The sequence below is a fragment of the Flavobacterium sp. RSSB_23 genome (assembly GCF_051547145.1).
In the GTDB taxonomy this organism is placed as follows: Bacteria; Bacteroidota; Bacteroidia; order Flavobacteriales; family Flavobacteriaceae; genus Flavobacterium.
Genome location: NZ_JBPTTO010000008.1, coordinates 65,699 through 78,350, shown reverse-complemented (window position 1 = coordinate 78,350; position 12,652 = coordinate 65,699). Strand labels below are relative to the sequence as shown.

General features: G+C 33.4%; 12 protein-coding genes. 7 read left to right on the top strand and 5 right to left on the bottom strand.

Annotation, left to right across the window (positions count from 1 at the left end; translation table 11 throughout):
* The first annotated feature begins 22 nt into the window (after window positions 1–22).
* The 6 genes from ACSVH9_RS12630 (at window position 23) to ACSVH9_RS12605 (ending at window position 8,101) form a co-directional block, all read left to right on the top strand.
* Window positions 23–811 (top strand): CPBP family intramembrane glutamic endopeptidase, encoded by a 789-nt coding sequence (locus ACSVH9_RS12630; RefSeq protein WP_438064026.1) that lies wholly within the window; start codon window positions 23–25, stop codon window positions 809–811.
* A 65-nt stretch (window positions 812–876) separates the two neighbouring features.
* On the top strand, window positions 877–2,727 hold the full coding sequence (locus ACSVH9_RS12625; RefSeq protein ID WP_438064025.1) for a peptidase M61: 1,851 nt from the start codon (window positions 877–879) through the stop codon (window positions 2,725–2,727).
* A gap of 276 nt (window positions 2,728–3,003) precedes the next feature.
* A complete protein-coding gene (locus ACSVH9_RS12620; RefSeq protein ID WP_438064024.1) occupies window positions 3,004–4,101 on the top strand; it encodes a glycosyltransferase family 4 protein in 1,098 nt (365 codons plus the stop codon).
* A 29-nt stretch (window positions 4,102–4,130) separates the two neighbouring features.
* The gene (locus ACSVH9_RS12615) at window positions 4,131–5,966 is read left to right on the top strand and encodes an ABC transporter ATP-binding protein (RefSeq protein ID WP_438064023.1); all 1,836 of its coding nucleotides are present in this window, start codon (window positions 4,131–4,133) and stop codon (window positions 5,964–5,966) included.
* Between the two features lie 12 nt (window positions 5,967–5,978).
* Complete coding sequence (locus tag ACSVH9_RS12610) at window positions 5,979–7,256, top strand: glycosyltransferase family 4 protein (RefSeq protein WP_438064022.1); 1,278 nt, start codon at window positions 5,979–5,981, stop codon at window positions 7,254–7,256.
* 146 nt (window positions 7,257–7,402) lie between these two features.
* A complete protein-coding gene (locus ACSVH9_RS12605) occupies window positions 7,403–8,101 on the top strand; it encodes a DUF1826 domain-containing protein (protein ID WP_438064021.1) in 699 nt (232 codons plus the stop codon).
* Window positions 8,102–8,409: 308 nt separating this feature from the next.
* Here the strand turns inward: ACSVH9_RS12605 and ACSVH9_RS12600 are convergent, their stop codons facing one another.
* A complete protein-coding gene (locus ACSVH9_RS12600; protein ID WP_438064020.1) occupies window positions 8,410–9,315 on the bottom strand; it encodes a DUF5655 domain-containing protein in 906 nt (301 codons plus the stop codon).
* 38 nt (window positions 9,316–9,353) lie between these two features.
* On the bottom strand, window positions 9,354–10,088 hold the full coding sequence (locus ACSVH9_RS12595) for a DNA-methyltransferase (RefSeq protein WP_438064019.1): 735 nt from the start codon (window positions 10,086–10,088) through the stop codon (window positions 9,354–9,356).
* 63 nt (window positions 10,089–10,151) lie between these two features.
* On the opposite strand from ACSVH9_RS12595, the gene ACSVH9_RS12590 reads away from it, so the two are divergent.
* Window positions 10,152–10,694: a DNA N-6-adenine-methyltransferase gene (locus tag ACSVH9_RS12590; protein WP_298295766.1), complete on the top strand. Its 543-nt coding sequence runs from the start codon at window positions 10,152–10,154 to the stop codon at window positions 10,692–10,694.
* Window positions 10,695–10,710: 16 nt separating this feature from the next.
* On the opposite strand, the gene ACSVH9_RS12585 is transcribed toward ACSVH9_RS12590, so the two are convergent.
* Genes ACSVH9_RS12585 through ACSVH9_RS12575 form a run of 3 tightly spaced genes read right to left on the bottom strand, consistent with a single transcriptional unit; the run spans window position 10,711 to window position 12,646 of the window.
* On the bottom strand, window positions 10,711–10,911 hold the full coding sequence (locus ACSVH9_RS12585; protein ID WP_298295768.1) for a hypothetical protein: 201 nt from the start codon (window positions 10,909–10,911) through the stop codon (window positions 10,711–10,713).
* Window positions 10,912–10,913: 2 nt separating this feature from the next.
* Window positions 10,914–11,684, bottom strand: a complete 771-nt coding sequence (locus tag ACSVH9_RS12580; protein WP_298295770.1) for a DpnI domain-containing protein — start codon at window positions 11,682–11,684, stop codon at window positions 10,914–10,916.
* Window positions 11,685–11,686: 2 nt separating this feature from the next.
* Window positions 11,687–12,646 (bottom strand): DNA adenine methylase, encoded by a 960-nt coding sequence (locus ACSVH9_RS12575; protein ID WP_438064018.1) that lies wholly within the window; start codon window positions 12,644–12,646, stop codon window positions 11,687–11,689.
* Window positions 12,647–12,652 lie beyond the last annotated feature (6 nt).

Genomic DNA, 12,652 nt, shown 5'->3' with positions numbered 1-12,652 from the left:
CCTAATTTTTAAAGTTGGATAAATGAAATATTTCAATGCCTACAGCGCTATTATAATCTTACTACTATGGACAGCCATCACCTTAGGTCCTAATGTTTATGCTTTGAATGGTAAAACAAAAGAGCTAGGAGAAGGCCTCGGTAATGGACTTTCTTATTCTATTGCAGGAGCGGCTTTGTTTATACTTTTAGTCACCATCCTATCTGGTAACCTAAAAATTACTGGGCTGGTTTTAAAAAACAGTCAAAATCTTCAAATTTTATATTTTCAGATTGTTATAATTCTAATAGTGATTGCTTTTTTAGGCTATCATTTTGATGTAATAAAAGGCAACGGCATAGCGTGGACTTTTGGAAATTGTCTGCTTGTGGGAATATCCGAAGAGATGATGTTTCGAGGGATACTCTTAAGTGCGTTTACTAAATCTTGGGGTTTCCGAAAAGCGGCTTTCGCGGTTGTTGTTATTTTTGGTTCAATTCATATTTTAAATGCATTGACAACAGGCAAATTAGGAGAAGGGTTTTTGCAGGCTTTTATGGCAATGTGTTCAGGCTTATTGTTCCTTGCCTATAGAGTAAAAAATCTAACCATTTTTTTTGCTATCCTATTGCATGCTATTTGGGATTTTGTTGTTTTTCTTTTATCCGATACGTTAAAGTTGATTAAAGTGGAGGAAAATATCATTCTCAATTTATGTCTTGAATTAATTCTAATTGCTTCTCCTATAGCGTTTGGAATGTATGGATTGTATCTACTAACCAGAAAAAAAGCATCTGAAGACTATTTGGTCTCTCAAAAATTGAATTATTAAATAAGAAGTGCAGCTTTCACCTATTTTGATACTTCTTATTTTTTTAAACTTTAAATCAAGAAACTATGAAAAAACTAGTAATACTGCTTTTCCTTTCTCAAGTAATGCTCTGGAGTTGCTCCACATCGACACCAACGAATGAAGTGAGTGCTACTTTGGATTTAGTGAATGTTTCAAATGACAAAGTAAAAGTCGTGGTTAAGCCTGCTGCTTTTGATGCTTCAACGATTACTTTTCAGGTGCCAAAAATTATTCCAGGCACTTATGCTTTGCAAGATTATGGAAGGTATATTGAAGATTTCAAAGCTCTTGACAAAGACGGAAAGACGCTTCCCGTAACTAAAAAAGATGTCAATACGTGGGTGATTTCCGATGCTAAAAAATTAGACCACGTTGAATATTTAGTAAATGACACTTTTGACCAAGAAGTAGTTCAAATGAGTAAAAATGAAACCGTAGCCTTTTCGCCAGCAGGAACCAATATTCTAAAAGGTCAAAATTTCTATTTGAATCTAGGTGGTTTTGTAGGCTATTTTGAAAATCAACAAGAGAAACCTTTTGTGTTGACTATTGAACATCCCAAAGAATTAACTGGAACAACTGCTATGGTAGATGAGGATACGAGTGACACCAAAGATGTTTTTAAAACGACTCGGTACGCAACATTAATCGATAGCCCCATTATGTATGCCAAACCTGATATTTCAACCTTTACAATTGATGATATGGAGGTCGTGCTGCATGTGTATTCACCCAGAAATACAAAGGTGACTTCAAAATTCCTAATGCCAGCTTTGCAAAAAACAATGATAGCTCAAAAGGAATTTTTAGGAGCGATTAATACCACCAAAAGATATGCGGTCTTGGTGTATCTCACTGCAAGAACAGAAGATGATGCTCAAGGTACAGGTGCCCTAGAACACAACAGTTCCACCACTGGCACATTTGAAGACGACATGCAAGCCACAGGATTGGAGCATACCATTTCGCATGAGTTCTTTCATACGCTTACCCCTTTAAACGTGCATTCGAAAGAGATTCAGTTTTTCGATTTCAATACCCCAAAAATGTCGGAACATTTGTGGATGTATGAAGGTTTTACGGAATATTTTTCGGTGTTATTCAAAACCAATAAACGTATGGCAAACGAACAAGCGCTCTACGATGTAATAGCAGATAAGATAAATTTTGCTTCTACTTTGTATAGTGATACCATGTCATTAACTGAAGTAAGCAAGAATGTAGTTGACCCTGTAGTCAACAAACAGTTTGGAAATTTCTATAACAAAGGCACACTGGCTGCGATGTGTTTGGATATTATCATCAGAGAAAAAAGCAATGGGCAAAGAGGTATTTTGAGTGTAATGGGAGAGTTGTCAAAACTATACGGAGCAGAAAAAGCGTTTAAGGACGAGGAATTGATTCCGATTTTTACAAAATTAACCTATCCAGAAGTGGGAGTATTTCTTCAAAATCATGTAGTTCAAAATAAACCCATAGATTATGGTTCTTATTTAGCAAAGGTGGGCGTTTCTTTGAAAAAAGTGAAGGTGCCAGTTCAAATGGCTTTTTCATTGGGAACCACTACTTATTTTAAAGTGGACCCCAAAACAAACAAAGTGTTTATAACTACTTTAGATGGTAAAAATGAATTTTTAAAAGCCGTAGGATTTCAAGATAATGATGAAATTGTTGATTTACGAGGCATAAAACCTGAAGGTCCTGATAGTGGTAAATTAGCTTCTATTTTAGCTTTTAATCTAAAAGATGGAGCCGACTACACAGCCAAAGTCATTCGAAATGGAAAAACAATTGACTTGAAAGGAAAAGTAAAACTGAATCAAGTAGATGGGAATAAAATTGAATTTACTGATGCTTCAAAAGCCAAATTAAAAGACCAATGGTTGTATAATTAAATGAAAACTAATAAAAGTATTGTATTGACTCCGTAAGATATTCGTTTTACGGAGTTTTTTTATTGTGACATTAGGCCGTAAATCTCTGTTTTGATTTTGAATTAATGCGTTAATTTTTGCTGTTTTATTTTTTTTAATCCAATAATCCTTTCTTTTGACGCAACCAATTTGCATTCCTTTCCTCTTAATAGCATATCAAAACATTTAGATACCCTAAAGCAATGGTCTTTATGTGCGTTTGAATGCTATTTGATAGGCTAACCAAAAAGAGAGAGTATGAAAGCAACTAACGGAACCAAAAAGATTTTCCTCGAAACCCACAATATCAGAAAACTGCACACGGGTTTTGGTCAATTCAACTTTAATTTAGCCAAAGCGCTAAGCCATGAAACCGAATTTCTAAACGAGCATGAGGTAATATTAAATTGCAATAACGACATCGTAAAGAAAGCATTGGGAACAAGCGTTTCTTACAACAAATATTTACCCATAACCCGATATCCTTTTTTCAGAATAAAAAAGAACTTCAACCTCTGGCATTCTGTGAATCAGAATACTAAAATAGAACCCGCATCGAATGCAATTCCCTATTTGCTAACGATTCATGACACTAACTTTTTGGATGAAGAAAAAGGCGCAAGTTTTGATTTCAGAATGAAGCAATTAAAAGAGAAAATATATCGAAGTGATGCAATTGTTTATGTTTCTGAATTTGCCAAAACGAGTACGCACGCTCATTTTGATATTCCAAACATCCCAGAATATGTTATCTATAACGGAAACAACTTAAACAATAGTGTTAAACATACGGATGCTTATTGCACGAATTTTGTTCCCAGTGCTCCTTTTATTTTTTCTATTGGTCAAGTGGTAGAAAAAAAGAATTTTCACACGCTCATCGACATGTTGCGCTTTACAACAGATATTCATTTGGTTATTGCAGGTGAAATGAAATCAGAGTATGTTGAGGTGTTGCAGCAAAAAATTCGCCTCCACAAATTAGAAAAAAGGGTTTCTTTACTTGGCACTATTTCGGAATCAGACAAAATTTTTTATTATAAAAATTGTCTTGCTTTTGCGTTTCCATCGCTACGAGAAGGTTTTGGTTTTCCTGTTTTAGAGGCCATGACTTTTGGTAAACCTGTATTTTTATCCAACAAAACGTCTTTGCCAGAAATAGGAGGGAACCATGCTTTTTATTGGGATAATTTTGACCCTGAGTACATGGCTAATGTTTTTATGAATGGTATGAATCAGTTTCATCAAAACAAAGACATCCTTTCCTCAATGTATAAAAATCGGGCCCAAAAATTCACTTGGGAAAATGCCGCCAAAGAATACATGAATGTCTACAAAAGTATTTTAAATCAATAATCCCTTTATTTCCAAACCACCATTACTAAATGAAGAATTTCAAGCGTTTTCTTAAATACCTAATTCCTTATAAAAAATACCAATTTTTAAGTATTCTTTTCAATGTACTCTATGCCCTTTTTTCTTCCTTATCAATGCTTTCCTTGCTCCCTATGATGAAAGTGCTTTTTGAGGAAGGCGAAAAAATAAGGGTGCAACCCACCTTCAATGGCATACAAGATTTTGACATTCATTACATAGAAAATTATCTAAATTATTACATCACTACCCTCAACGAAACCAAGGGAGCCCTGATTACTTTAATCACTATTGTTGGATTTGTACTGAGTACATTTTTGCTTAAAAACTTGTTCAGTTACCTCTCCATTGTTTACATGACGTATTTGAATAACGGTATTCTAAAAGATGTACGTCAAGATGTGTATCAAAAAGTAATTTCATTGAACGTAGGTTTTTTTTCTAATGAACGAAAAGGGGACTTAATTGCAAGAATGACGTCGGATATCAATACGATTAAAGTGTCCTTCATGAACGTTTTGATGATGATTAGAGAACCATTGACGATTGTTTTTACGCTTGCAGGCATGATTGCAATCAGTTGGAAACTTACCATTTTCGTCTTCTTTTTCATTCCAATTTCTGGCTTTTTGATATCGAAATTAGGTAAAGGAATCAAAAGTAAATCAGGAAATATTTTTGAATTAGAAGGGCATTTGATTTCTAATATCGAGGAAACCTTAGGAGGGATAAAAATCATCAAAAACTTTACTTCGGAACAGTTTTTTACTAAAAAATTCAACGCTTTTACAAATGATATCAATGAATTGAACAATTCGGTTGGCAAAATAATGAGTTTGTCATCGCCTATGAGTGAGTTCTTGGGGATTTTTGTGATTTCTATTTTGTTAGTATACGGCGGGTCTTTGGTTCTTGTTGACAAATCGCTGAGCGGTGGCGCATTTTTGGCCTATATGGGCTTGGCCTATCAAATTTTGACTCCTGCCAAAGCTATTACTAGGGCGCTTCATGATTTTCAAGGAGGAAGTGCAGCTTATGAAAGAGTCGCATTTATACTTGACGCAGAGAATCCTTTGAAAGACAAACCCGACGCCAAGGTAATTACAGAATTCAAACATGAAATTAAGTTTACCAATGTAAGCTTTAAATACAATGAGGATTATGTGTTAAGGGATTTTAGTTTAACGATTCCGAAAGGAAAAGTAGTTGCACTCGTAGGACAATCCGGGAGTGGTAAATCTACTATAGCCAATTTAATCACCCGCTTTTATGATGTAACAGAAGGCAGTATCACTTTTGACGGGATTGATATTCGAGATGTTGCGACAAAATCCTTACGCGAACAAATGGGGATTGTAGCACAAGATTCTATTTTGTTTAATGACACCATTGCTAATAATATTTCTTTAGGAATTGAAGACAGCAGTGAAGAAAAAATTATTGAAGCGGCCAAAATTGCCAATGCACACGACTTTATTTCTGATTTCCCGAATCAGTACCAAAATAATGTTGGCGACGGAGGTTCATTGCTCTCAGGAGGCCAACGCCAGCGAATTGCAATTGGAAGGGCAGTGATGAAAAACCCACCCATTATGATTCTTGACGAAGCCACTTCTGCTCTTGATACCGAATCTGAAAAATTAGTGCAAAATGCCCTAGAAAACATGATGGAGCACCGAACGTCAATTGTTATTGCTCACAGACTTTCGACGATTCAAAATGCGGACCTTATTGTTGTAATGAATAAGGGAAGAATCGTTGAACAAGGCAACCACGAAGAGTTATTAAAAAGGAACGGAGCCTATAAACATTTGGTTTCTCTGCAATCATTAGAAGTAAGTAATTAAATATAAAAAAACATGCAAATCAATCAGCTTGGAATGAACATTGTCGGATACACAGAAGGCATGTTTGGTTTAGGAGAGGCCGTACGATTAAATATAAAAGCTGCCCAAAAAGCAGGCATACCGCTCCATTTAATTAATTATGAAAAAGTCAAAAAGGGGGATTATCAATACGCATTCCCTTATTCAGTGAATTTAGTTCAAATCTCATTGAATGATCTTGATTCCTTCTTTGGCAATATTGATTCTAATTTTTTTAAAGGCAGATACACCATACTTTTTTTAGTTTGGGAGTCAGAATATATTGCACCAGAATTGGCTGAGAATTTGAATCTTTTTAATGAAATCTGGACGACATCAGCCTATTGTAAATCCATATTTGAGAAAAACTATAACAATCCCATAATTATTGTTCCTCATCCGGTTGAGGTAGCGCTTAGCCCAATCGAGCCGCAAAATAAAATGGAATTCTTTGATAAAAAGAAGTTTAGTTTTCTATTTCTATTCAGCTATCACAGTTCAGTAGAAAGGAAGAATCCGTTTTTTTTGCTAAATGCTTTTACAACCGCTTTTGCCAACAAAGATGATGTTGAATTGGTTATAAAAACAGTGGGTGCCTCCGATTATAGAAAGGTAAAAAAGCGGTTGCTGCATCGCTTACCCAACAACATAAAAATTCAAGATACAGTACTCGATAAAAACAATGTCAATCATTTAATAAATGAATGTGATGCCTATGTTTCGTTGCATCATGCTGAGGGTTTTGGTTTAACGCTAGCCGAGGCCATGTATTTGGGCAAACCAGTCATTGCAACGAATTATTCAGGGAATACCGAATTCATGAATGAAGACAATAGTTTTTTGGTAAAGTACAAGCTTGCGACCATTGAAAAGCCAGATAGAACCTTTTGTGCTAATACACTTTGGGCAGATCCATTGCTTGAAGATGCCGTGGAAAAACTACAATTAGTTTACAATAATTCTGTGTTGAGACAAGAGAAAGCTGCTGCTGCAAGTCAGTCCGTAAAAGCTCAATTGTCTTTTGCTGCAATTGGTTCAATCATGAAAGATAGAGTAGTGTACCTGTATGCAAATTTTGATGATTTGCTAATAAATCATCAGCAACAAGCTTATTTTATGTATAAACTCCAGTCCATAAAAGCAGAAAATCAAAACCTAAAAAGAGAAATCCGAAGAATGGAAAAAAACAAGATTATCGTTTGTGTGTTGTTTCTCAAAAATATGGTTAGAAAGTTGAAAAAAAGAAAGGTAATGATGAGTAGTGAAAGCTAAAAAGAGAAAGTTTTTTCAAGGAGAATATAAATGGATAGAGGCTTCTATGAATACCCTTGTTCCATTTCAAGATTTTGGAAGACATGTCCCTTCAATTGTATAATTTTGTAGTGCGAAGCTTTCACTCGCTTTTTAAAAATACTTCTATGAGTACTACATTTTTGGATAACGATCAAATTGGAACAGTGGCTACTTTTTCTGAACTTGTACAAACGGAATTTAAAGGAGAACAAAATGCCTTATGCTGGTACAGAAATTTAGAAGGAGATTTTAAAGAAATCGTGAACCAATTGCAATTAAAAGAAGACATTACAGAAGTGACTCCAGAGGATTTATTGGCCTTGCAACTGTCTGAAAAGGGGAATAAAGCAAGAGCTATTATTCTAGAAGATTTACGCGTATTGACCGATTTTGGAGCTTCACCTTCTCTTAATTTATTGAAATGCTACGAACGTGATGATGCATTCGATTTCATCGCTACTGATGTCTATTCGTATCACGTAGATCGTTCTCCCATTGCAACGGATACTTTTTTATGTACGTATCACGGAGCGGCTAGTGACATTATCGCTAACGATCAAGCGGAACAAAAAATTCTAATTCCTGAAATTAGAAACAAGCTAAAAGCATTGCATCAAGGTCCAGAAGAGGAATTTGAATCCTTTTTGAAGGAGTATTTTTTTGATTTGCATTATCAAGCCAAACCTTTTGCCCAAGCTGTAAATCTAGGAGTGGGACATCTTTGGCGATTGGCTGTAGATCACCCCAAACAACAAGTGCTTCCTTGTATTCACAGAGCGCCAATCGAAAATGATGGAGAATACCGATTGTTGTTGATTTGCTAATGCGTATTAGTAGAGTAGGAGAGTCAAACTTTACGATAGCCAAAATTTGAGTAGTAACTAAAATAATAAAGCCTGTATGTCCTTCGATTTACAGGCTTTTGCTCTGATTTGAGAGAGTTAAAGAAGAGATAACGTGACCTGTCGGTACAGGGAGTAGCTACTCGATTTTGTTTTTCTAATTTGAATGGAATAAAGTTTTTTTCTACATATTGGGCAACGAATTGTAAATTCGTGCTAGTGGGGTTTAATAGTGAACGCAGAAGGATTCGAACCTTCGACCGCCTGCTTAGAAGGCAGATGGTCAATATTTATAGGATGGCTTGTTTAATCAAGCTCATAATATATTCCAGATTTGTAGTGTTATTAACTACTAGTTCATAATCACCATTACCCCAATGACCCGTTTCAGAAACATCTTTCATCAAACCTTTAGAGTCGTCTAGGGTACCTTTTTTGAGGTTGATAAAGATTTTAAGGCCTTTTTTCAATATGACAACATCTGCAATATTTTTATTCTTTTTGAAAGCAATGTATAATTTTTTAGGAACAATCTCAATATCATCCGTTAGGTTTAAAATGGCATTTTTGAAGCTTTCATATAATTCAATTATATCTTCTGTAGAACCGTTCAGATGGTCTTCTTCTGTGTAGACTTTAATTTCATCAGTAACTGATTTTATTAAGCCATTTTGCTTGGTTAATGGTTTAATACTTTCAGCTGATTTGGTCTTTTTGATAGGATTAATGCTGATTAAATCATTATCGTATCGTTTAATTTCCCAAAGTTCAATTGCTATGTCTTTAAAATTAGTAGCTAGGCGTTGATTTTCAGTAAAACTTGGTGATACAAATATCACTCTAGTTTGTGACCAATCTACTTTACTACTGTGCAAGTTTTTATTCAAAGTTTCATTATAGGATAAAACAAAATCCGCTTTGTTCTCCAACATTAAACTCAAATAAGTAAATCCTTGGTCTACCACACTTACATTTTTATCTCTCTTGTATTCAATAATAACAAATGCGTTAGATTGTGTATCAAAACCTAATGTATCAATGCGTTTGCCTTTTATGACAAATTCGGAATTGACCATTTCTAAACCCATAATTTCGAAAAGATTTTTTTCAAACAAAGCTTGAATTTCGCGTTCTAGTTTAAAAGGCTTTTCTTTTAGTAAAAAAAGGGCAGAAGTTTTGGATTGATATAAGTTCATAAGTAAGTTTTTATAGGAAAAATATAAAGTAAAACAAGCTATAAAATCAACTCGCTGCCATATTCTTCAGTTGGTTCTTTAGCAAGAAATAACTCTAGTTCTTTTTTGGTGGTAAAACCTTGTATTTTATGCCTGTATAATTCAGCTGTTTTTGGATTTTCGATTTCAAGTTTTCTATTTTTGCTAATTTCTAAAAATTCTTCTTCTTGATCCATTCCTAAATATCTTCTGTTCAAAAGATTTGCTGCAATTCCAGTTGTTGAGCTTCCTGCAAACGGATCTAATATCCAAGCATTTGGTTTTGTTGATGCCAGAATTAATCTTGTGAGCACTGCTAATGGTTTTTGAGTTGGATGTTTACCACATGATTTTTCCCATTTAGCAATAGCAGGTAACTTCCAAACATCCTTCATTTGCTTGTTACCGTTTAGTTGTTTCATTAACTCGTAATTGTAATAATGTGGTACCTTTTCCTTTTTACGTGCCCAAATAATTAGTTCGGTTGAATGTGTAAAAAAGCGACATGAAAAATTAGGTGGAGGATTGTTCTTTTCCCAAGTGATAACATTTAAGATTTTAAAATCTAACTCTTGTAATAATTGCCCGATGGAAAAAATGTTGTGATAGGTTCCACTTATCCAGATAGTTCCATTATCTTTTAGTTTTTCTCTTACCAATTTTAACCATGTACGATTAAAATCATTGATAAAATCAAACCCTTCCGATTTGTCCCAAGCTCCTTTGTTTAAGGAGATAATTTTGTAGTTTTTCAAAAGAGATTAAGTTATATTTCTGTATATCAATTACTTCTATTTTTATTTCATAATATATTGAAAATGATCATATTACATTTGTTTAATCAAAAAAATGATCTAATATTTGCAATCAAATTTAAGCAAATGAATACATCTTTTGAGCGTTGTGAAAACACTAAAGTTGAATGGTTAACTCCTCCAGAACTTGTTAAGAAACTTGGAGAATTTGATTTAGACCCATGTAGTCCAGTAGGAGCACCTTTTTTACACGCACAACATAATTTCACAATTTTAGATGACGGTTTAAATAGAGACTGGTTTGGTAGAGTCTATCTTAATCCACCATATGGTCGTGGAATGGAATTATGGCTTGAAAAATTAAAGACTCATGGAAATGGAATTGCTCTAATTTTTGCAAGAACAGAAACTAGACTATTTTTTCAACATATTTGGAATGATGCAGACGCAGTTTTATTTGTTAAAGGAAGAATAAGATTTTATCATGTCAGTGGTATACAGGGAGGCACTCCTGGGGCACCAAGTGTATTCATAGCTTATGGTAAAGAAAATGCGATGTCATTAAAAAACTCAGGAATTGAAGGGAAATATTTAAATTTAAAATAATATTTCTAAAGAAAATTTAAGAAATTTCATAGCATATAAATTCAGCAACATTAAATTCAGCATCAATTATCCATTCATTTTCAATCAATAATTTTTTTAAAGCTTCATTTTCATTTTCTACATTCTCAACTGTACCAATAACTTGCATGTTCTCAACTTCATCACCATTTGGTGAAAATGTTGTTCCTTCTGGTGTAATAAATATGTATTGTTTCATAATCATAATTTATTATAACTTCCTCTTCCATTAAACTCGATTATTCCTTTATCTCTTAAAATCTGTAATTGCTGTCTAATTTTATCTTTGATATGATTATTGTTTGGATATTTTGTTTTTAGATAAGTTTCAAAAATATAAATTTCTTTTAATGAAAATGTATCATTATTTATTTTATCGATACAACTCATAATATCTAAAATCCAACCTCTACTTTCTATACTTTTAGATTTTAAAAAATCTGTGCTAGACCATTTTTCTTGTACCTTTTCTTGTGAAATTATTTCTGAATTTTTAATCAAAAAAATTCTGCCACTTTCAGGAACTTTTGAAATATCAATATTACAGCCTACCCAACCTGCTCGTTTTGCAGTTACACTTAATGGTTTTCTTTTTTCTATAATTTCTGGAACAAAAAAGTGCTTTGGAATTATTAGAAAATTATTTACCCTAAGATTAGTTTTGCTGTAATTTAAAAAGAAAAAGTTTGGATTGTTTTCAGAATTAATTCTTTCTATCATTGTTGAATAAGCACCATCTACAATTTTATCTCCAACTTTATTACCATCTTTGCTTTTTAATTCAAACTCTTCTAAACATTTATTACAAAAAAAATCGGCTACAGGTTTGTTATTTTCAAATTCTGATAACTTAGAGTTTCCACAACTTGGACAGTAACTATTGTGTTTGACCCAATTTTCAGTTAATACTCTAGCAATTTGAGAATTATTCGTATAATTATTTGCAAGATTAATATCAAATTGAAGATTCATTTTTAAGCAGATAGTTTTGCGTTAAGTATTGTAGAGGAAATCCTTTTGCTTTTTTCTTTAAAAAGCAAAAGATTGGAACGGAAAGCCTGGCCCTTTTGGGAAACGCCCATATTAAATTTATCAGCATTAGCATTGATACTTCTTCTTGCAAAAACTCTATTAATATTAAAATCTTCATAGATATCATCAAAGAAATTATCTTCTAAGTCTTTGCCTTTCACATCGGAATTACTTAAAATCCAATTGTGTCCTAAGTTATTTAAGGTTTTGCAAAAATCTCTCAAACGAATTTGTTCGTTATCATCAAATTCATCCTTAGAATACGAATTAAAACTTGAAGTTTTGTTTAAAGGTTTGTATGGTGGATCAAAATAAAATAACGCTGGTTTTTCAGCATGAGAAAGCGTTTGTTGATAATCACCTGTCAATATCTCTACTTTTTGAAGTCCTTCACTAACTGCTAATAAATTATCAGCATCGCAAATCATTGGCTTTTTATAACTTCCAATTGGAACATTAAACGCATTGCTTTTGTTTACACGGAACAAACCATTGAAACAGGTTCTGTTTAAGAAGATGAATAATGCAGCTTGTGTTTCTTTATCAGTTGAACGTGTATTGAATAATGTTCTTTTAGCTGTATAGTATTCTCTTTTGAGTACAGTATCAGTATCTATGTTATGATATTCTGATTGGAATTCTTTTAATAAAGAAATTAGTTCATTTGGTTTTGATGCTATTACTTTATAAGTATTTGTTAAATCTGAATTAATATCATTTATAACTGCTTTTTCGATTTTTGGAAAGTTATTTAACATCCAAAATAAAATGGCACCACTGCCAACAAACGGTTCAATATATGTGAATTTATTAGCAATAAATTTCTTCGGCAATACATTTTCTATATCTCCTATCAATTGTGTTTTACCACCAGCCCACTTTAAAAAAGGTTTTGCATTCATTTCTTT

Excerpts from the sequence above, each read along its gene's own strand:
- ACSVH9_RS12585 (WP_298295768.1), bottom strand. The coding sequence starts at position 10,911 with ATGAAACAATACATATTTATTACACCAGAAGGAACAACATTTTCACCA.
- ACSVH9_RS12630 (WP_438064026.1), top strand. The coding sequence starts at position 23 with ATGAAATATTTCAATGCCTACAGCGCTATTATAATCTTACTACTATGG.
- ACSVH9_RS12615 (WP_438064023.1), top strand. The coding sequence starts at position 4,131 with ATGAAGAATTTCAAGCGTTTTCTTAAATACCTAATTCCTTATAAAAAA.
- ACSVH9_RS12605 (WP_438064021.1), top strand. The coding sequence starts at position 7,403 with ATGAGTACTACATTTTTGGATAACGATCAAATTGGAACAGTGGCTACT.
- ACSVH9_RS12620 (WP_438064024.1), top strand. The coding sequence starts at position 3,004 with ATGAAAGCAACTAACGGAACCAAAAAGATTTTCCTCGAAACCCACAAT.
- ACSVH9_RS12575 (WP_438064018.1), bottom strand. The coding sequence starts at position 12,646 with ATGAATGCAAAACCTTTTTTAAAGTGGGCTGGTGGTAAAACACAATTG.
- ACSVH9_RS12610 (WP_438064022.1), top strand. The coding sequence starts at position 5,979 with ATGCAAATCAATCAGCTTGGAATGAACATTGTCGGATACACAGAAGGC.
- ACSVH9_RS12590 (WP_298295766.1), top strand. The coding sequence starts at position 10,152 with ATGATCATATTACATTTGTTTAATCAAAAAAATGATCTAATATTTGCA.
- ACSVH9_RS12580 (WP_298295770.1), bottom strand. The coding sequence starts at position 11,684 with ATGAATCTTCAATTTGATATTAATCTTGCAAATAATTATACGAATAAT.
- ACSVH9_RS12600 (WP_438064020.1), bottom strand. The coding sequence starts at position 9,315 with ATGAACTTATATCAATCCAAAACTTCTGCCCTTTTTTTACTAAAAGAA.
- ACSVH9_RS12625 (WP_438064025.1), top strand. The coding sequence starts at position 877 with ATGAAAAAACTAGTAATACTGCTTTTCCTTTCTCAAGTAATGCTCTGG.